The following is a 16314-nucleotide window of genomic DNA, read 5'->3' on the forward strand; positions in this document are numbered from 1 at the left end:
AAGTGAATTGCTTTAGCTGGTGATCCATACAGTACAAAAAGCGCAGACGAAAAAAAGCCGGTGGCTAGACCGGCTTCTTTAACAGCAACAACATGTGGAGCCGATTATGCACAACCAGATCACCCCCGGCAATACCCGCCATATCGCGACACTTTTAAGTCAATCGCAAAACGTGTCGCGACTTCGTATCGACCACCAATCCGCCGCGATGAATGCCGCATTACTGGTTCGCAGCCAGTACTCCCGACAGTCGAAATCCCAGTGTCGCCGTGAGTGTCTCGATCACTTGAAGGCGTCTCTTGCACCGGTACAGCAGGCTTCAGCATGAGCAACGTCATTCAACTTCACGCAAGTAACCCGGGGGGCTTTACCCGGATGGACAACGATCTTTATGGCGCGCTGATCCGCGCTGACCTGTCAGGGAGAGAGCTTCGTGTCGCCCTGGCTATCCATCGCCAGACCGCAGGCTACAACGTCGCCAGCGCTCGCATAGCGGCTTCCTACATTGCCGAGATGGCCAGCATCCACCGGGAGGACGTTTCGCGCATCATTGGTGAGCTGCTGCGTCAACGTGTGATTTATCGTGATGGTGGGAGCAAGGCTCCTATCGGAATTTCACCGGTGAATGCGTGGCGGATAGACGCCAAAAACAACCGGAAAACCACCACCAAGAAAGAGCCACAGTGTGGCGTTTCTACCACGTCCTTTGTGGCGTTTCCACCACACAATAAAGACACAAATACAAATACTACCTCTGACGAGGTAGTCGTCGACGCCAAGCGCCAACCGGAAGAGATGCCGGCCAAAGTGTCCAGGACGAAACAGGATGCTTGCCCTCATCGGGCCATTGTCGACCTGTACCACGAAATCCTGAACGAACTCCCAGGCGTAGCCCTGATCAACAAAACTCGGATTCAGCATCTGCAAAGCCGGTGGCGCGAGCATGATGCCCATCGTGACCTGGCGTTCTGGCGTGAGTTTTTCGAAACCGTAAAGTCGTCCGATTTTCTGATGGGCAAGGTTGAAGGTCGGTTCAACACCAAGCCTTTCCGCGCCACCTTCGACTGGCTGATCGCTCCTCGCAACTTCGTCAAGGTTGTGGAGGGCAATTACAATGCGTGATCCCTTCAACATCGAGGCAGAGCACGGTCTTCTCGGCGCCATGATGCAGCGCCCTGATCTGATCGACACCCTTTCTGAAGACCTTTCTCCAGAGGCGTTTTATTTTCCCGAGAATGCCGAGGTTTACCGCGGCATCATGGCGGTTCGGGCGGCTGGGCAGTCGATTGATTTCCTAACGGTCGGCAACTACGTCGGCAGCCTGGGTGACGGTTCGCCAGCTTTCGCCTATTGCGCTGAAATTGTTAAAAACACACCTAGCGTTGCCAGTGCTGGCACCTACGCCGCGATCGTCCGCGAACGAGCCATCGACCGTGCTCTGTACGAACTCGGCAGTCAGGCGATGGAGATATCCCAAGGAACCCAGGACACACAAACAAAAATCGCCGCGATCCAGGCTGCAGCGATGGCGATTGATTGCGGGGCCGGTGATGACGATATCGTCAAGGTCGGCGACGTTCTTCTGGATCAATTGGAAGTTTGGCAGGACCGGCACGATCGCCATGCCCGCGGCGAAACCCTTATCGGTCTTTCCACTGGTTTAAAAGATCTCGACGATAGGCTCGGCGGCCTGCAGCCCGACCATCTGTACATCGTTGCCGGGCGCCCAGCCATGGGCAAAACCACGCTAGCCATGGGCTTTGCAGTGCACGCCGCTGTGCGGCAGTCCAAATCTGCACTCGTCATCAGCTTGGAGATGAACAAGGGCCAATTGCTCGACCGTGCAGTCGCTTCCGAGGGTCGCATACCTCTCAATCTGGTGAAGAACGGCACGGCTTGTCAGAGCCACGGCACTGAACTTGCGGCGGCGGCCGGTCTTCTGCGCAGCGCGCCGCTGTACATCGCCGATCGCGCTGGCTCGACTATCGGCCGGATTCGCTCACTGGCTCGCCGCCACAAGATGCGCTACGGCCTCGATCTGCTGATGATCGACTACCTCCAATTGGTTGAAGGTGATGGCGGAAATCGCACGGAGGAAGTGAGCAGCATCAGTCGAGGCTGCAAGCTGCTGGCGAAGGAGCTCGGCGTCCCTGTTGTGCTGCTCAGTCAGCTCTCGCGCAAGTGCGAGGAACGCCCCAACAAGCGGCCGGTCCCCTCAGACCTTCGGGAGTCAGGTGCCATCGAGCAAGACGCTGACGTGATTCTTTTCGTGTACCGCGACGAGGTCTACAACGAGAACAGCGAGTCCAAAGGCATTGCCGAAATCATCATAGGTAAAGGTCGAGACGTTGAGACCGGCACGGTTCGCGCTGCCTTCCTTGGCCAGCACAACCGTTTTGAAAATCTTGCCGCCGGGTGGGCGCCAGTGCCTGTCGAGCACTCGGAAAAGCTCACCCCATTGTCTCGCCGCTACGCCAATAAGGAAAAGTTCTGATGAGCGCTCTCGAAAAACAGGTGTCGGGCGGGCATTACAAGTCGCTAAAGATCCAGCCGATCGAATACATCCACGCGAATGGCATCCCTTTCGCGGAGGGCAGCGTCATCAAGTATGTGACGCGGTGGCGTGACAAGGGCGGGCTCGCCGATCTGGAGAAAGCCAAGCACTTCCTCGAGTTGTTGATCGAGCTCGAGCAGAAAGCGAGGGATCCGGAATGAAAGTGACCTCGAAGAAGCTTCGCGCCTCCGCCAACGGCCAGGACTGCACCGTCCGCAAGTCCGGCGTTTGCAACTTCGACCCAGCCACCACCGTGCTCGCTCACCTTCCATGTGGCCAGAAGGGCATGGGCATGAAGGGCTTCGACACTGTCGCCGTTTACGCGTGCAGTGCTTGCCATGACGTCATCGATGGGCGCGCCGTCGGTGACATCGATTGGCAGGACATGCCGCGCGCCATCGCCGAAACACACGAGGCCCTGATCCGGGCCGGAATACTGACCGTGAAGGGGGCAGCATGATCGACCCAAAAACCTTGCTCGTATTGATGATCCTCGCCTGTTGGGTGCTCCGCGAAGCGTGCGGTCTGATTGATCGCCGGCAGCGCCGTGCGCGGGGTGACCGCCGATGAAGGCTGCCTCAATGAAATTGTTTAAGCCGAAGCCGGTTCGCGCTAAGCGTGTGGACCGCGAAGGGCTGGAGCAGGCCGCACTCATCACCGAGCTGCGAATCCGTATGCCTGATGTGGCTGACCTGATCTATCACGTCCCGAACGGTGGGCACCGGCTGAAGAAAGTAGCGGCCGACTTGAAGGGCCAAGGTGTAGCCGCCGGTGTTCCCGACCTGGTGCTGACCATGGCCCGCGGTGGGTACTTCGGCCTGTACATCGAGTTCAAGGCGACACCGCCCAATGCCGCCCCCATCTCGGACAGTCAGCACAAGTGGATTCGCAAGCTGAACGACCAGGGGTATTTGGCAGTGGTGTGCCGTGGTCACTTCGATGCGATGGAGCAGATCCGCGCCTACCTGCGCATGGCACCAACAGTGGTGGCCGTATGAGCACGCAACTGAACCAGGGTGATCCGGCGCTGATCATCGGAGCATTTTCCGTCACCGAGAACATCGGGCGATCGGTCGAATTGGTGGCGTACATCCCGCCGTTCGGTTCGTTGTTCTGGGAAGATGGCTAGTTCGACGCGGGCGCAGACGGGCTTTGGATTGTCGCCGGCGAAGACCTCGCTCGGAATACAGTGGGTGGAAAGATCATCAGCAGTCTGGCAGGCGTATCTCCGCAGCACTTGCGCCCGCTCCGTGGTGACTTCACCCCTGAGAATCAGAAGTCGCGTGAGGTGGTTGCATGAGCAGCGCCGCCGTGAAGATGTCCGACGCCGAGATCAAGCGCCAGGCTGCTGGCACAATCCGCGATCTGCGCGATACCGACAACCGCGGCCTGTACCTGCGCTTCAACAGGGATCGCGCCCGGGCTTCCTGGTATCTGGTGGGTAAAGGCGCTTGGAACTTGATCGGCCAATACCCGGACCTGAACACCAAGCAGGTGGTGGCCGCGCTCCCAGCGATCCGTCTGCGTCTTGAAGCGGGCGAGGGCTCCAGCCTGTCGAAGTGGGCGACCGTCGGCGAGTTGTTGACCTGGTACGCCGAACGAATGGCCCGTGACCGCAACCTGTCGAGCAAGCGCAAGAAGACCGGCGCCTCGGCGATCAAGTGCCACCTGATCCAGCGCCTTGGCGATCTGCCGCTGACCGCCGTCGACAAGGCCGCCCTCGACAGCCAGTTGATGTGGCCATTGCAGGAGGCGCTGTCCATCGACTACGTGCGCCTGGTGTTCCAGTTGCTGGCCCTGGCCTTCCGTCAGGCGTTCAAGCTGGGCCTGATCTCGTCCAACCCCATGGCGGGTATCAAGTTCAGCGACTTCTCCAAGGCCAAGGTCGGAATCAAGCCGTCCAGGCTGCGCGGCGTGCAACTGCCTGAGTTGCTGGAGCAGTTGGCCGAGGTCTTCGGCACCACGCCGCGTGACGCGATGCTGGCCCTGTTGATGCTCTGCCACGGGACGCGCATCGGTGAAAGCCGGTTGACCCAATGGCCGCACATCAGCTTGGCCGAGCGTGAGTGGTTCATCCCCGGCGATCACACCAAGACCGGTGTCGAGCATCACCTGCCGCTGACCGAGCAACTGTGCGCGATCCTGATCCGGTACCGCGAGTGGCAGTACGCCAATGGATATGACGGTCAGTACATGTTCCCGGCACGCAACGGAAAGCCGCTGAGCGAAGGCCAAGCCAGCGCCGTGTTCACACGCTTGGGCAAGGGAGAGTGGACCAGTCACGACCTGCGCAAGGTGGCGCGTACCGGCTGGGCGGACATCGGCATTGACTATCTGATCAGTGAGCTGCTGATCAACCATTCCATGGGCCACAACGTGAAGGTGTACGTCCAGTCAGACGTGATGAGTCGCAAGCGCGATGCCCTGGAGAAGTGGCATGCGCATTTAGACCAGCGTGGTTTTGACCTGATTCACGGATTGACCGGCAATAGATTAGGAGATTCCGGTAATGCCCCGGAAGCCACGGAACACATGGCCTGCGAGGCCCTTCAAGAATCAACCATAGGCGAGGTTTAAAAATGCACATTTCAGAGCACAGCGCCTTCGCCCTCTCCATGGCGACCGCCTTGAACAGGGTTGAAAAGCCAGCTTTCGACCGGTCCAAAGTGTTCATGGTCTGCATGCTTCATTTCGACGAATTCCGCCGCTTGCACGTCGTCATGCTCGGTGGGCACAGCTTCGATATCGACAGCAATCAGGTTCCGTTCAGTCTCGATGCCGCCGCCGACTGGCTTGTAGGTGCCGCATGAAGAAGTCGCACGGACCAGCATTCCGTCGCGAAGCGAAGCCACTCATGGTGTGCGGGATCTGCCGCGGCGCCACGGTCATCAGCGGAGTGTTCCATCAGCTGGATTGCGTCCAGTGCAACGCTTCGGGCTGGGTCTGCGCGACCACTGGAGAGGCGATACCGCTGCCCGACCTGGTGCAGCAGCTCAGTTTGAAGCTGCGCAACATTACCGCCGAGTTGGTCAGGGCAAAGCAGGGGCAGGGCGGCGCCCACGAACAATACGAACAGAACAACCGCCGCGGTGCCGGCGGATCGAACTTCACAGGGGATTGAGCGATGATCTATCAAAGCGTACTTGGCGGCGTCGTATCGGCTCTTGCAGCTGAAGCGATCGATAACACCAGCAAGCAGGCCTGGCAGAAGCTTTATAGTCCGCACGAAGAGGAGCAGCGCGACCTGCGCTCGCTGTTCAGCTGCGCACCAGGTGAAACCATCGATCGCGCCCAGGCTGATTGCTGGGTGGCTGCCCGACTGCATCACGGCCTTGAAAAGAAGAATATGAGCGCTTTGACCGCGAAGTTCAGCACCGACAAGGCGAAGAAGGTCCAGGCAATCGCCGATATCAGACTTCTCATTAGCTCGCCGGCGCCACAGCTGTTCGTTTTTAAGGCCGTTACTGCTTGGGCGGTTCCCAAACTCAAAGGAGCAGACCCGAAAGCTCCTCAGACAGTGACGGTGACGATCCCTATCGATGCTCCTGATTGGCGCCGCGAGTCGTTGATAGCGTCCGCCGTGGCCGCCGAGCGCTCAGCTAAGAAACGTGTTGAGTCGCGGGCAGCAGCAATGATCGTCTTGCCGAAGAGCTTCTATGACATGAACACCTGGGACCCCGAAGGCCGGCCCGAGTCGACACGCCGAGAATGGCGCCGCAACATTTACATGACCCTCGACAGCTTGGTGAATGAGGCTCTGTGTGTTGCTGGGGAAATCTTCGACTTTGAGGGTTTGATTATTTCTGAAGAGGCAGCGTGAAGGCCTATTGACACTGATCCATCGTTCCATCAGTATTTATCCCATCCTGTCATTCCTGCGCGTGTAGAGGAGTGACAAAGAAGCCCAGCTAACCGCTGGGCTTTTTGCTTTATGCAGGTGTATGCACAGGCTGATGTGCAGAGAGCGGGATCTGCTTTGATGGTGGACCGACAGACCAACGCGTAGACAAAGCAAGCCGGGGATCAGCGCCGGCCATCTGCACCCATTCCAAGCCTCGGCATTTGCCGGGGCTTTTTCGTTTTCGGCTCCACCACACCCATTGCTCCGAGCTGGGAGTGCTGCTGGAGCCGGATCTACTTCGCTCCCCGCAAGGGAGGATGCCGGATGTCACATATGCCAGAGAAGAACCCAGAGACCTGGCTCATCGTCATGGCTTGGCTCAGCCAGCACGCCCCAATGTTCTATGCCGCTGCGCTTTCGTGCTGGATCGCCTTCTTGCGTGTCATCTACGGTGGAGGCAGCCGGCGACAGGCCCTGCTTGAGTCGTGCCTGTGTGGCGCGATCACCGCCGGGGCATTCCCACTGCTCGAATACTTCAACCTCCCATCGAGCCTTGCAGCTGCCGTCGGCGCCTGTATCGGCACCCTCGGCGTGAAGAAGGTTGCCGCCTTGGCTGACCGATTCACCGACTTCAAATTGCCCAAGCGGCAGGAGTAACCCATGCAACTGATCGACAACTGGAAACTAGCACTGAGCATGACCAGCGTTCAGGCTGGCGGGGCAATCGCTGCCCTTGGGGTGGCTGAGCAACTGATGCCATCACTTCAGGCAGTGTTGCCCCCGATTGCGTATGGCGTGCTGGGCCTCCTGGTGATGATTGCCCGGGTCGTGCTGCAACCGAAGCTGACCAAGTAGGGGATGGTGATGGCGTGCACGGGATGCGCCGCCCGGCGCGATTGGATCAAGAAGTGGAGCAAGGTGGCGTATGAACGATCTATTGATCTCATTGCTGGAAAGACTGGTGATAGCCCAAGAGAGCACAACCGAGTCAATGAGTCAGGTGGCCGAGAGGCTAGACCTGCTGATCCAGGCGATGGGCGAGGATGAGCCAGAAGATCCTGATGCGCCGGTCCGGACCTACATGGACGGCTCACCATGCCGCTGAGGCCGCAGAAGCCATGCAACGCTCAGGGCTGCAACACACTCACCCGTAACCCTCGCTACTGTGATGAGCACGCTCACCTACTGAAGAGTGCGGCCCGGGCCAAGCCTCGGGAGAGCAGCACCAAGCGCCACTACAACTACAAGTGGCAGCAAGCCCGCGCCGGGTTCCTTGCCAAGCACCCGCTGTGCCGACACTGCACGGCGCGAGGGTTGGTGGTTGTGGCTACCGACGTGGACCACATAATCCCGCACAGGAACGACATGGCTCTGTTCTGGGACAAGACCAACTGGCAGAGCCTGTGCGGCCCGTGCCACTCGGCCAAGACGGCCGCCGAGGACGGTGGGTTCGGCAATGCGCGGCGCTGAATGCAAAAAAACCTCGGGAAAACAGCGAAATTCGATCAAATGAGACGAGTTCGCGCTCAGGGGGTGGGGGAGGGTCGAAAGTCCAGGGTCTTTGGCTTCTAGACCGCGCCCTCAATCGTTTTCTTACACCCGCGAAATTAAAAAATCAGGAGTTGCGCGATGGGAGGCACCGCCACGGTCGCCGGCCGTGGTCGCAAACCCAAGCCGACGGCTCAGAAAAAACTTGCTGGGAACCCCGGAAAGCGGGCTCTCAACAATGATGAGCCTCAGTTCACTAACGTCCGAAATATCGATCCTCCGGAGTGGTTGAGCGAACGCGCCGCCACTATGTGGAAGATGCTTATTCCTGAATTACTCAGGGAAAAAGTTGTTGCGCTGACCGATCTGCACAACGTGGAAGCGTTCTGTACCGCCTATGACAAGTGGCGTATGTCGGAGGAAGCCGTCCAGAAATTCGGCATCGTCGTCGAGTCCGCCCAGGGCAGCCCGATGAAAAACCCCGCGCTCACCGCTGCGAATGAATCTATGCGCCAACTGGTCACCTTTGGATCGCTGCTCGGTCTCGACCCGGCGAGCCGCACACGGATCATCGGTGGCAACAAGCAGTCCTCCACCAACGAGTTCGCCAAACTACTGAGTTCCTGATGACTAAAGCCCTGCATGCCAATGTCGATAAGGCGATGGTGTGGGGGCGTTCCGTGTTGCGCGGCAAGGTTCCGGCGTGCCGCTACATCCACCAGGCAGTGCAACGTCACTTCGACGACCTGGCTGCCAGCCGCAAGCGCGGGTTTCGATTCAAGTTTGACCCGGTCAAAGCAGAGAAAAAGCTAAAGCTGATTCAGTTGCTGCCGCACACCAAGGGCGAATGGGCGTTCAAGCGTCAGCTCATCAGCCTGGAGCCTTGGCAATTGTTCGGCCTGGCCGTCACGTTTGGCTGGGTCAAGAAGAAAGGCGGGCACCGCCGGTTCCGCGAAAGCTACTGGGAAGTGCCTCGGAAGAACGGAAAATCCGTTGTCGCGGGTGGCGTGGGCATCAGCATGTTCGTGGCCGATGGCGAGTTCGGCGCCGAGGTGTACGCCGGTGCGACCACAGAAAAGCAGGCCTGGGAGGTATTCCGACCAGCAAAGCTGATGGTCAGCAAGTCACCGCACCTCATTGAGGCCGCCGGCATCGAGGTCAACGCCTCGAACATGAACATCCCCAGGGACTTCAGCCGCTTCGAGCCGCTGATTGGCAACCCGGGCGACGGCGCTTCACCTAGCTGTGCGATCGTCGACGAATACCACGAACACCCAACGTCGGCTCAGTACGACACCATGCTCACCGGTATGGGCGCCCGTCGGCAGCCGCTGATGTTCATCATCACCACCGCCGGTGCCGACATCGAAGGCCCGTGCTACGACAAGCGCCGCCAGGTCATCGAGATGCTGGAAGGCACTGTCCCTGATGAAGAGTTGTTCGGCTGGATCTGGACGCTCGACGAGGGTGACGACTGGACCGATCCGAAGATGCTGGCCAAGGCCAACCCGAACCACGGCGTCTCGGTGTTCCAAGAGTACTTGGAGAGCCAGCAAGCCAGGGCGATTCGATCGGCACGCTTCGCGAACACCTTCAAAACGAAGCACCTGAACCTCTGGGTCAGCGCTAAATCCGGCTTCTTCAACATGGAGGACTGGAAATCGTGCGAAGACACCACGCTCACGCTCGAGCAGTTCGAGGGGCAGGAGTGGATTGCAGGCTTCGACCTGGCTCGCAAGCTGGACATGAACTCACGGGCACGTTTGTTCTGGCGGGTCATCGATGGCAAGACCCACTACTACAGCGTGGCCCCGAAATTCTGGGTGCCGTATGACACCGCGTTCAACACCGATAACAAGCGCATGTCCGAACGGTTCCAAGCCTGGGTGAACTCCAAGCATCTGGAGGTAACCGACGGCGCAGAGATCGATTACCGCGAAATCCTTGAGGACACCAAGGAGGCGAATCACCACGCGCCGCTGCGCGAGTCGCCAATTGACCCGCACGGCGCGACCGGCTTGAGTCATGACCTGGACGACGAGGGCTTCAATCCGATCACCATCACGCAGAACTACACCAACATGTCGGACCCGATGAAGGAACTCGAGGCGGCGATCACCGCCGGCCGATTCCATCACGACGGTAACCCCATCATGACCTGGTGCATCGCCAACGTGATCGGCAAAAACATGCCCGGCAACGACGACGTGGTGCGACCCATCAAGCAGGGTGATGACAACAAGATCGACGGCGCTGTCGCGCTGATCATGACGATAGGCCGCATCCTGGCTAACGCAGACGTGCAGGGCTCTGTCGACGACTTCCTCTCCAGACCGATGAGTATGTAATGGCAGACACCGACTACAGCATTGACCTGCGCACTCGCAGCCCCCTGTGGGCGCGCATGGCGAGCTTCTTTGTCGGCGGCCGACTGTCGACGCCGGAAAAGGGATCTCAGACCGGACCAGTGTCCGCATCCGGAGTGGTAGGGGATTCGGTCGTTAACGACGAACGCTCTCTGCAAATCGCTACGGTATTCGCCTGTGTGCGTTTGATCTCAAGCGTTACAGCGGGATTGCCATTGGACGTCTACGAAACGAAAGACGACAACCGTACCAAGGTGGGCATGGATAACCTCCTGGCACGCCTGCTGCGGTACTCCCCCAATCAGTACATGACCGCCGTGGAATTTCGCGAGGCCATGACAATGCAGCTCTGTTACTACGGTAATTCCTACGCTCACATCGAGCGCAACAGCGCCGGCGACGTCATCAGCCTGCTACCGCTCATGTCCGTGAACATGGACGTCAGGCTTGAAAACGACCGGGTGGTCTACCGGTACAAACGAGACACCGAGTACGCCGACTTCAAGCCGTCTGAAATCTTTCACCTCAAAGGGTTTGGATTCAATGGACTGGTCGGCCTTTCACCTATTGCTTTCGCCGCGAAGACCGCTGGCGTTGCGGTGGCGATGGAAGACCAGCAGCGAGAGTTTTACGCCAATGGTGCCAAGTCGCCCCAATTGCTGATGACCGGCGATGGAAAGGTGCTCAACAAGGAGCAGAGGGCGCAGCTCGAAGAGAACTTCAAGGAGATATCCGGCGGACCTGTTCGCAAGCGTTTGTGGATTTTGGAAGGTGGCTTTACCACCCAGGCGATCGGGGTAAGTCCGCAGGATGCGGAGACCATGTCAGCCCGAAAGTTCCAGGTCAGCGAACTGGCGCGATTCTTCGGCGTGCCGCCCCACATGGTCGGTGATGTTGAAAAGTCCACCAGTTGGGGCACCGGCATCGAGCAGCAAAATCTCGGATTTCTTCAATACACACTATCGCCATACCTGAATCGTTGGGAGTACGCGATCGAGCGCTGGCTGCTCAAGCCGAACCAAGTCGGCCGCCTGCATGCGGAGCACAATCTGGAAGGTCTGCTGCGTGGTGACTCCACGGCCCGAGCGAACTACTTGAAGACCAACGTCGACTCCGGACTGCTGACGGTCAACGAAGGCCGACGGCTTGATAACCGGCCGCCACTTCCCGGTGGGGATGTTGCGACACGGCAATCGCAAAACGTACCGCTTACCCAACTTGGCCAAACGAACCCCGCACCCAGCGGGGTTTAGTTTTTCTGGAGGCTGAAATGCCGAGTATTTGCAAAACGCTGGCCTTCGACCAGGCCTCTATCAAGTTCGCCAAGGACGGTGCCCAGGGCATTTTTGAAGGCTACGCGAGCGTCTTCAGTGTCATCGACGGCGACGGCGACATCATTGAGCCCGGCGCATTTGCCCAGGCCCTGAAGAGCCAGTCCCGCACGGTGGCCATGTTCTTCAACCATCGGCGCAATGAGATTCCTGTCGGCAAATGGCTCGATCTGGCGGAGGACGGCACCGGCCTTCACGTTCGCGGCGAGCTTACCCCGGGCAACCCGCAATCGGACGCGCTCAAGGCCGCAATGATCCACGGCACTGTGGGCGGTATGTCGGTCGGGTTTTCAGCCGCAAAAGGGGATGTCACCCCGATCGAGACGGGCTACTCATTCAAGAGCGTGTCCCGCCTCAACGAAATCAGCATCTGCACCTTCCCTGCCAATGAACTGGCCACCGTGTCCACCCTGAAAAGCATGGACACCATCGAAAGCATCCGCGATGCGGAAAACTGGTTGAGAGATTCAGCCGGCCTTTCCAAGTCCGAAGCGCAGGCGTTTATCGCCCGCATCAAGTCCGCGGTTCGGAGTGATTCCGAAGGCGGCGACCAATCAGAAATCGCCGCGCTCCTGGAGCGCTTGAAAACATTTCCATCGCTGGAGCAGAAATAATGGACTTGGCACAAATTCAGAAAGCCATCGAGACCGCTCAGACTCGAATGACTGAGCTGTTCGATGCGCAGAAAAAAGAAATCACCGATACCGGTGAGGTCAGCAAAAAGCTGCAAGGCGAGTTGACCACCGTTCAGGACGAACTGAAATCCGCTGGTACTCGACTGTTCGATTTGGAGCAGAAGCTGTCCGGCGGCAATCTGGACGATCCGGAAAACAAGAAGAGCTTTGCCGCGCAAACCGCCATCGACCTGAACAAGTCGTGGGACGGCAAATCCTCGGGTAAGGTCGACGTGAAAAGTTTCGACAAGGTATTGGGCAGCACGGCTGGCTCCGCTGGCTCGCTGATCCAAGCCCAGATGAACCCGGGCATCCTGATGCCAGGCCTTCGCCGCCTGACCATCCGCGACTTGCTCGCTCAGGGCCGGATCAGTTCGAACTCGCTCGAGTATGTTCGCGAGAACGTGTTCACGAACAGCGCTGCACCGGTTGCCGAGGGCACACTGAAGCCCGAGTCGAACCTGACCTTCACCAAGCAGACCGCGAACGTGAAGACCATCGCTCACTGGATCCAGGCTTCGCGTCAGGTGATGGATGACGCACCGATGCTGGAATCCTACGTCAACAACCGTCTGCTGTTCGGTCTGGCGTTGGTTGAAGAAACCCAGCTGCTGAACGGTGACGGCACCGGCGACAACCTCACCGGTTTGAACCAGGTGGCCACCGCGTACGATGCCGCCCTGAATGCTACTGGCGACACCCGCGCGGACCAGATTGCCCACGCAATCTTCCAGACCAGCGAGTCCGAGTTTGAAGCCTCCGGCATCATCCTGAACCCGCGCGATTGGCACGCGATTGCACTGCTGAAAGACGCAGAAGGTCGCTACATCTTCGGCGGCCCGGCTGCGTTCGCTGCCAAGGTCATGTGGGGTCTTCCTGTTGTGGCCACCAAGGCGCAGGCGCTGGGCACCTTCACCGTCGGTGGCTTCGATCTGGCGTCCCAGGTATGGGATCGCATGGACGCCACCGTCGAAGTCAGCCGCGAAGACCGCGACAACTTCGTGAAAAACATGCTCACCATCCTGTGCGAAGAGCGCCTGGCGCTGGCTCACTATCGTCCAACCGCGATCATCAAGGGTGCGTTTGCACCTGCAGCCTGATCGCCAGCGAGGCAGGGGCGGGCAACCGCTCCTGTTTGACCGATGAAAAAGATTCGCGCTCTCCAACAGTTCTCCCATTTCAACGGTGGCACCTTCGACCAGCATGAGGTCCGTCCTGTCGCTGACGACATCGCCGAAGCGCTGGTCGGCATGAAGCTGGCCGAGTATGTCGATGATGATGCAGAAGCCCCCCCAAAGGCCGAAGCGGAACCCAAGCCTAAGGAAAAGGCGGTAAAAAAATGAACGTTGCCGTTGCTGATCTGCTCCCGATCGAGCTGATTCGCAAGCACTTGCGTTTGGACTATGAGGATGAAGATGACCTCATTGCTCTTTACGCTGAGTCGGCACTGGCTTGGGCACTCTGGTTTTGTGACAACCCCAAGCTGCTGGATGTGAACGATTTTCCAGCCAGCTTCAAAGCCGCGTTGCTACTGCTCATTGGGCATTCGTTCGCGAATCGGGAGGCGGTCGTGATCGGCACCATTACCGCCGAAGTACCGATGGCCGTTGAGTCTTTGCTTTGGTCGTCTCGGAATTGGTCCGGGCCACCCGACCCAGTGGTGGTTCCGTGAGAGCCGGTGATTTGCGTCACCGGATCACTTTTCAGGCGCTTGGCCCTGCACAGGATCCGGGGACCGGCGAAGAGATCGAGGGATGGACGACGGTGTGGGAGAAGGTTCCTGCTTCGGTCGAACCGCTCAGTGCTCGCGACCTGATCGCAGCTCAGGCGGGACAGTCCGAAGCATCTGGGCGCATGGTGATCCGGTACCGCCCCGGCGTGCTGCCGACGATGCGCATCCTCCACCGGGGCGACGTATACAACATTCAGGGGCAGCCAATGCCCGATCCTGTTTCGGGCCTTGAATACCTCACCATTTTGGTGGCGAAGGGAGTGAACGATGGCTGATGTCGAGTACAGCCTGACCGGCATTGACTCGCTGGTTGGGAAACTCGAATCCATCAGCTACGACATGAAGCGCAAAGGAGGCCGGTCGTCGCTTCGCAAGGCGGCGCAACTGGTCGCCGACAAGATGAAAGAGGGCGCGCAGCGAATTGATGATCCTGAAACCGGTCGATCAATCGCGGCGAACGTGGCGCTCCGCTGGAACGGCAAGCTTTTCAAGGCGTCCGGCGATCTTGGGTTCAGGGTCGGCGTTCTGCATGGCGCCATCCTCAAAAACGGCGGGGACACCTCCGCCAACTCGCCGACACCTCACTGGCGCTTGATTGAGTTCGGCACCGTGAACATGCGTGCTCAACCGTTCGCGCGGAAAGCTCTAGCGGACAACATCAGCGAAGCAACGAACACATTCATAACCGAATACGAGAAGGCCATTGACCGTGCGATCAAGCGCGCGGCCAAGGGCTCCGGGAGTAGCTGATGCCAACAGCACCAATCTTCGCCGTGTGCGCGGCTGACGCCGGCGTTCAGGCACTGCTCGGCGTAACGCCACATCGGCTGTATCCATTCGGCGAGGCGCCAGAAAGCGTGGTCAAACCATATGCCGTATGGCAATTGATCACCGGCAGCCCGGAGAATTATCTGGCCGGGCGTCCTGACTTGGACGGGTTCACGCTGCAGGTTGACGTGTACGGCGTAACCGGAACCTCTGCCCGATCGGTCACCGACGCCATCGCTCATGCCATTGAGTTGAAGGCCAACGTCGTCCGCTGGGGTGGAGAGAGCAAGGACGCAGAAACAAACCTTTACCGGTCTAGCTTCGACATCGACTGGCTTGTACCCAGATAGCAAAACCTCAATCCCAAGCCCGCCATGTGCGGGTTTTTTTATGCCCGACATTTGGAGAACGCCATGTCGATCCTTTCCCAAGGAACCCAAATCTACGCACTCGTCCCGCCGCTGTCCGGTACCGGCCCCAAAACTGTGCTGGCCATTGAATGCGCAACTGCGTTCAGCCCCGGTGGTGCACCGGCTGACCAGATCGAAGATACCTGCTTGGAAGACCAGGAGCGTAGCTACAAGAAAGGTTTGCGCACACCGGGCCAAGCATCTCTGACTGTGAACGCTGATCCGAACAACGCGAGCCATATTCGCCTGCACCAGCTTTCCGAAGCGAACGGTGATACCACCATCGATTGGGCGGTGGGCTGGTCCGACGGCACCGCCGCACCGACAGTGGATGCCGATGCCTTTGAATTGCCCGAGACGCGCACTTGGTTCACCTTTCGCGGTTACGTCTCGGACTTCCCGTTCGATTTCGCTGCCAATGCCGTGGTGAGTACCGCTGCGACTATTCAGCGCTCTGGTGGTTCTGCCTGGATTCGTAAGACCACTGTTTAAGGGGCTCGAATGAAACTTACACTCGAAAGCTTGAAATCGGTCGGCGCCTTTACGGGCCGGCCGGTGGAGAAGGAAATCACCTGGATGCAGGGTGACGACGAGCTCAAGGCCACCGTATTTATCCGACCCCTCGGATACCAGGCTGCAATCAGCGACGTCACAGCCTTGAACGGTAAGCATGACAGCCTTGCTGGCAGAATCGCGGCCAGCGTGTGTGACGAAGACGGCAGCCCGGTATTTGCCGTAGGGGACATCACAGGTGCCGCAGATCCTGAGCGCGGCGCTTTGGATGGCCGCCTGACCGTCGCATTGCTGGCGGCAATCTTCGAGGTGAACAACCTGGGAAAGACGAAGAGCTCACCGGACTTGAAGAGCTCTGGCACGAAATCGCCATCACGCTCGGCGCCACGGTCGCGGAAGCCCAGGAAAGAGTGAGTCTTCTTGAGTTCAACCGTTGGGCCATATACCGCAGGGATCGCGGTTCGCTGAACATGGGCTTGCGGATTGAGCGAAGTGTCGCGCTGTTGTCGGCGATTTATGCCAACCGGCACAGCAAGGACGGCGGCTTCAAGATCACGGACTTTATCCCCCATGAGCGGGAGCGTGAGCTGGGCCTTGATGAGGCGATGGAGGTGTGGTCATGACATGGTAGAGTTCC

28 protein-coding genes are annotated in these 16314 nt (G+C 58.9%); all 28 read left to right on the top strand.

Going from position 1 to position 16314, the window contains the following annotated elements; all coding sequences use genetic code 11:
- The first annotated feature begins 106 nt into the window (after positions 1-106).
- The 28 genes from ACYZT6_RS03895 to ACYZT6_RS04030 all read left to right on the top strand — a co-directional run bounded on the left by ACYZT6_RS03895 (position 107) and on the right by ACYZT6_RS04030 (position 16300).
- Positions 107-328: a hypothetical protein gene (locus ACYZT6_RS03895; protein ID WP_462025796.1), complete on the top strand. Its 222-nt coding sequence runs from the start codon at positions 107-109 to the stop codon at positions 326-328.
- The gene (locus ACYZT6_RS03900; RefSeq protein ID WP_462025797.1) at positions 325-1122 is read left to right on the top strand and encodes a replication protein; all 798 of its coding nucleotides are present in this window, start codon (positions 325-327) and stop codon (positions 1120-1122) included. Before ACYZT6_RS03895 ends, ACYZT6_RS03900 begins: the two co-directional genes overlap by 4 nt.
- Positions 1115-2494 carry a replicative DNA helicase gene (dnaB, locus tag ACYZT6_RS03905; RefSeq protein WP_462025798.1) on the top strand — a complete coding sequence of 460 codons (1380 nt, stop codon included), beginning with the start codon at positions 1115-1117 and terminating at the stop codon, positions 2492-2494. The genes ACYZT6_RS03900 and dnaB overlap by 8 nt, the downstream gene beginning before the upstream one ends.
- Complete coding sequence (locus tag ACYZT6_RS03910) at positions 2494-2715, top strand: DUF3310 domain-containing protein (RefSeq protein WP_150637337.1); 222 nt, start codon at positions 2494-2496, stop codon at positions 2713-2715. The genes dnaB and ACYZT6_RS03910 overlap by 1 nt, the downstream gene beginning before the upstream one ends.
- Positions 2712-3014 carry a nuclease domain-containing protein gene (locus ACYZT6_RS03915; protein ID WP_462025799.1) on the top strand — a complete coding sequence of 101 codons (303 nt, stop codon included), beginning with the start codon at positions 2712-2714 and terminating at the stop codon, positions 3012-3014. The genes ACYZT6_RS03910 and ACYZT6_RS03915 overlap by 4 nt, the downstream gene beginning before the upstream one ends.
- Before the next feature lie 106 nt (positions 3015-3120).
- Positions 3121-3552 (top strand): VRR-NUC domain-containing protein, encoded by a 432-nt coding sequence (locus tag ACYZT6_RS03920; protein WP_462025800.1) that lies wholly within the window; start codon positions 3121-3123, stop codon positions 3550-3552.
- Positions 3549-3683: a hypothetical protein gene (locus ACYZT6_RS03925; protein ID WP_462025801.1), complete on the top strand. Its 135-nt coding sequence runs from the start codon at positions 3549-3551 to the stop codon at positions 3681-3683. Before ACYZT6_RS03920 ends, ACYZT6_RS03925 begins: the two co-directional genes overlap by 4 nt.
- A gap of 167 nt (positions 3684-3850) precedes the next feature.
- Complete coding sequence (locus tag ACYZT6_RS03930; RefSeq protein ID WP_462025802.1) at positions 3851-5131, top strand: tyrosine-type recombinase/integrase; 1281 nt, start codon at positions 3851-3853, stop codon at positions 5129-5131.
- Between the two features lie 2 nt (positions 5132-5133).
- Positions 5134-5364: a hypothetical protein gene (locus ACYZT6_RS03935; protein ID WP_462025803.1), complete on the top strand. Its 231-nt coding sequence runs from the start codon at positions 5134-5136 to the stop codon at positions 5362-5364.
- Positions 5361-5675, top strand: coding sequence for a hypothetical protein (locus ACYZT6_RS03940; protein ID WP_462025804.1), 315 nt, complete (start codon positions 5361-5363; stop codon positions 5673-5675). Before ACYZT6_RS03935 ends, ACYZT6_RS03940 begins: the two co-directional genes overlap by 4 nt.
- 3 nt (positions 5676-5678) lie before the next feature.
- On the top strand, positions 5679-6374 hold the full coding sequence (locus ACYZT6_RS03945; RefSeq protein ID WP_462025805.1) for a hypothetical protein: 696 nt from the start codon (positions 5679-5681) through the stop codon (positions 6372-6374).
- Positions 6375-6719: 345 nt separating this feature from the next.
- Positions 6720-7052 (top strand): phage holin, lambda family, encoded by a 333-nt coding sequence (locus ACYZT6_RS03950; RefSeq protein ID WP_462025806.1) that lies wholly within the window; start codon positions 6720-6722, stop codon positions 7050-7052.
- 3 nt (positions 7053-7055) lie between these two features.
- Complete coding sequence (locus ACYZT6_RS03955) at positions 7056-7250, top strand: DUF7940 domain-containing protein (protein ID WP_462025807.1); 195 nt, start codon at positions 7056-7058, stop codon at positions 7248-7250.
- 70 nt (positions 7251-7320) lie between these two features.
- On the top strand, positions 7321-7500 hold the full coding sequence (locus tag ACYZT6_RS03960; protein WP_462025808.1) for a hypothetical protein: 180 nt from the start codon (positions 7321-7323) through the stop codon (positions 7498-7500).
- Positions 7491-7865, top strand: coding sequence for an HNH endonuclease (locus tag ACYZT6_RS03965; protein WP_462025809.1), 375 nt, complete (start codon positions 7491-7493; stop codon positions 7863-7865). The genes ACYZT6_RS03960 and ACYZT6_RS03965 overlap by 10 nt, the downstream gene beginning before the upstream one ends.
- A 159-nt stretch (positions 7866-8024) precedes the next feature.
- Positions 8025-8510: a phage terminase small subunit P27 family gene (locus ACYZT6_RS03970; RefSeq protein WP_462025810.1), complete on the top strand. Its 486-nt coding sequence runs from the start codon at positions 8025-8027 to the stop codon at positions 8508-8510.
- Positions 8510-10231 (top strand): terminase large subunit, encoded by a 1722-nt coding sequence (locus ACYZT6_RS03975; RefSeq protein WP_462025811.1) that lies wholly within the window; start codon positions 8510-8512, stop codon positions 10229-10231. Before ACYZT6_RS03970 ends, ACYZT6_RS03975 begins: the two co-directional genes overlap by 1 nt.
- On the top strand, positions 10231-11502 hold the full coding sequence (locus ACYZT6_RS03980) for a phage portal protein (protein ID WP_414923269.1): 1272 nt from the start codon (positions 10231-10233) through the stop codon (positions 11500-11502). The genes ACYZT6_RS03975 and ACYZT6_RS03980 overlap by 1 nt, the downstream gene beginning before the upstream one ends.
- A gap of 17 nt (positions 11503-11519) precedes the next feature.
- Positions 11520-12194, top strand: coding sequence for an HK97 family phage prohead protease (locus ACYZT6_RS03985; RefSeq protein WP_414923270.1), 675 nt, complete (start codon positions 11520-11522; stop codon positions 12192-12194).
- Positions 12194-13354 (top strand): phage major capsid protein, encoded by a 1161-nt coding sequence (locus tag ACYZT6_RS03990; RefSeq protein WP_462025812.1) that lies wholly within the window; start codon positions 12194-12196, stop codon positions 13352-13354. Before ACYZT6_RS03985 ends, ACYZT6_RS03990 begins: the two co-directional genes overlap by 1 nt.
- Before the next feature lie 42 nt (positions 13355-13396).
- On the top strand, positions 13397-13597 hold the full coding sequence (locus ACYZT6_RS03995) for a hypothetical protein (protein WP_462025813.1): 201 nt from the start codon (positions 13397-13399) through the stop codon (positions 13595-13597).
- Positions 13594-13926 carry a head-tail connector protein gene (locus ACYZT6_RS04000; protein ID WP_462025814.1) on the top strand — a complete coding sequence of 111 codons (333 nt, stop codon included), beginning with the start codon at positions 13594-13596 and terminating at the stop codon, positions 13924-13926. Before ACYZT6_RS03995 ends, ACYZT6_RS04000 begins: the two co-directional genes overlap by 4 nt.
- On the top strand, positions 13923-14261 hold the full coding sequence (locus ACYZT6_RS04005; protein ID WP_462025815.1) for a phage head closure protein: 339 nt from the start codon (positions 13923-13925) through the stop codon (positions 14259-14261). Before ACYZT6_RS04000 ends, ACYZT6_RS04005 begins: the two co-directional genes overlap by 4 nt.
- A complete protein-coding gene (locus ACYZT6_RS04010) occupies positions 14254-14736 on the top strand; it encodes an HK97-gp10 family putative phage morphogenesis protein (RefSeq protein WP_462025816.1) in 483 nt (160 codons plus the stop codon). Before ACYZT6_RS04005 ends, ACYZT6_RS04010 begins: the two co-directional genes overlap by 8 nt.
- Complete coding sequence (locus tag ACYZT6_RS04015; protein ID WP_462025817.1) at positions 14736-15104, top strand: DUF3168 domain-containing protein; 369 nt, start codon at positions 14736-14738, stop codon at positions 15102-15104. The genes ACYZT6_RS04010 and ACYZT6_RS04015 overlap by 1 nt, the downstream gene beginning before the upstream one ends.
- 63 nt (positions 15105-15167) lie before the next feature.
- On the top strand, positions 15168-15656 hold the full coding sequence (locus ACYZT6_RS04020; protein WP_462025818.1) for a phage tail tube protein: 489 nt from the start codon (positions 15168-15170) through the stop codon (positions 15654-15656).
- Between the two features lie 9 nt (positions 15657-15665).
- Positions 15666-16091, top strand: a complete 426-nt coding sequence (locus tag ACYZT6_RS04025; protein ID WP_462025819.1) for a phage tail assembly chaperone family protein, TAC — start codon at positions 15666-15668, stop codon at positions 16089-16091.
- Positions 16088-16300, top strand: coding sequence for a phage tail assembly protein T (locus ACYZT6_RS04030; protein ID WP_462025820.1), 213 nt, complete (start codon positions 16088-16090; stop codon positions 16298-16300). Before ACYZT6_RS04025 ends, ACYZT6_RS04030 begins: the two co-directional genes overlap by 4 nt.
- The last annotated feature ends 14 nt before the right edge of the window (positions 16301-16314 follow it).

The sequence above is a fragment of the Pseudomonas sp. RT6P73 genome (assembly GCF_054897715.1).

Excerpts from the sequence above, each read along its gene's own strand:
- ACYZT6_RS03920 (WP_462025800.1), top strand. The coding sequence starts at position 3,121 with ATGAAGGCTGCCTCAATGAAATTGTTTAAGCCGAAGCCGGTTCGCGCT.
- ACYZT6_RS03990 (WP_462025812.1), top strand. The coding sequence starts at position 12,194 with ATGGACTTGGCACAAATTCAGAAAGCCATCGAGACCGCTCAGACTCGA.
- ACYZT6_RS03985 (WP_414923270.1), top strand. The coding sequence starts at position 11,520 with ATGCCGAGTATTTGCAAAACGCTGGCCTTCGACCAGGCCTCTATCAAG.
- ACYZT6_RS03925 (WP_462025801.1), top strand. The coding sequence starts at position 3,549 with ATGAGCACGCAACTGAACCAGGGTGATCCGGCGCTGATCATCGGAGCA.
- ACYZT6_RS03915 (WP_462025799.1), top strand. The coding sequence starts at position 2,712 with ATGAAAGTGACCTCGAAGAAGCTTCGCGCCTCCGCCAACGGCCAGGAC.
- ACYZT6_RS03935 (WP_462025803.1), top strand. The coding sequence starts at position 5,134 with ATGCACATTTCAGAGCACAGCGCCTTCGCCCTCTCCATGGCGACCGCC.
- ACYZT6_RS03995 (WP_462025813.1), top strand. The coding sequence starts at position 13,397 with ATGAAAAAGATTCGCGCTCTCCAACAGTTCTCCCATTTCAACGGTGGC.
- ACYZT6_RS04010 (WP_462025816.1), top strand. The coding sequence starts at position 14,254 with ATGGCTGATGTCGAGTACAGCCTGACCGGCATTGACTCGCTGGTTGGG.
- dnaB (WP_462025798.1), top strand. The coding sequence starts at position 1,115 with ATGCGTGATCCCTTCAACATCGAGGCAGAGCACGGTCTTCTCGGCGCC.
- ACYZT6_RS04020 (WP_462025818.1), top strand. The coding sequence starts at position 15,168 with ATGTCGATCCTTTCCCAAGGAACCCAAATCTACGCACTCGTCCCGCCG.
- ACYZT6_RS03960 (WP_462025808.1), top strand. The coding sequence starts at position 7,321 with ATGAACGATCTATTGATCTCATTGCTGGAAAGACTGGTGATAGCCCAA.
- ACYZT6_RS03975 (WP_462025811.1), top strand. The coding sequence starts at position 8,510 with ATGACTAAAGCCCTGCATGCCAATGTCGATAAGGCGATGGTGTGGGGG.
- ACYZT6_RS03970 (WP_462025810.1), top strand. The coding sequence starts at position 8,025 with ATGGGAGGCACCGCCACGGTCGCCGGCCGTGGTCGCAAACCCAAGCCG.
- ACYZT6_RS04000 (WP_462025814.1), top strand. The coding sequence starts at position 13,594 with ATGAACGTTGCCGTTGCTGATCTGCTCCCGATCGAGCTGATTCGCAAG.
- ACYZT6_RS03900 (WP_462025797.1), top strand. The coding sequence starts at position 325 with ATGAGCAACGTCATTCAACTTCACGCAAGTAACCCGGGGGGCTTTACC.
- ACYZT6_RS03930 (WP_462025802.1), top strand. The coding sequence starts at position 3,851 with ATGAGCAGCGCCGCCGTGAAGATGTCCGACGCCGAGATCAAGCGCCAG.
- ACYZT6_RS03980 (WP_414923269.1), top strand. The coding sequence starts at position 10,231 with ATGGCAGACACCGACTACAGCATTGACCTGCGCACTCGCAGCCCCCTG.
- ACYZT6_RS03955 (WP_462025807.1), top strand. The coding sequence starts at position 7,056 with ATGCAACTGATCGACAACTGGAAACTAGCACTGAGCATGACCAGCGTT.
- ACYZT6_RS03895 (WP_462025796.1), top strand. The coding sequence starts at position 107 with ATGCACAACCAGATCACCCCCGGCAATACCCGCCATATCGCGACACTT.
- ACYZT6_RS03950 (WP_462025806.1), top strand. The coding sequence starts at position 6,720 with ATGTCACATATGCCAGAGAAGAACCCAGAGACCTGGCTCATCGTCATG.
- ACYZT6_RS03965 (WP_462025809.1), top strand. The coding sequence starts at position 7,491 with ATGCCGCTGAGGCCGCAGAAGCCATGCAACGCTCAGGGCTGCAACACA.
- ACYZT6_RS03910 (WP_150637337.1), top strand. The coding sequence starts at position 2,494 with ATGAGCGCTCTCGAAAAACAGGTGTCGGGCGGGCATTACAAGTCGCTA.
- ACYZT6_RS04015 (WP_462025817.1), top strand. The coding sequence starts at position 14,736 with ATGCCAACAGCACCAATCTTCGCCGTGTGCGCGGCTGACGCCGGCGTT.
- ACYZT6_RS04025 (WP_462025819.1), top strand. The coding sequence starts at position 15,666 with ATGAAACTTACACTCGAAAGCTTGAAATCGGTCGGCGCCTTTACGGGC.
- ACYZT6_RS03945 (WP_462025805.1), top strand. The coding sequence starts at position 5,679 with ATGATCTATCAAAGCGTACTTGGCGGCGTCGTATCGGCTCTTGCAGCT.
- ACYZT6_RS03940 (WP_462025804.1), top strand. The coding sequence starts at position 5,361 with ATGAAGAAGTCGCACGGACCAGCATTCCGTCGCGAAGCGAAGCCACTC.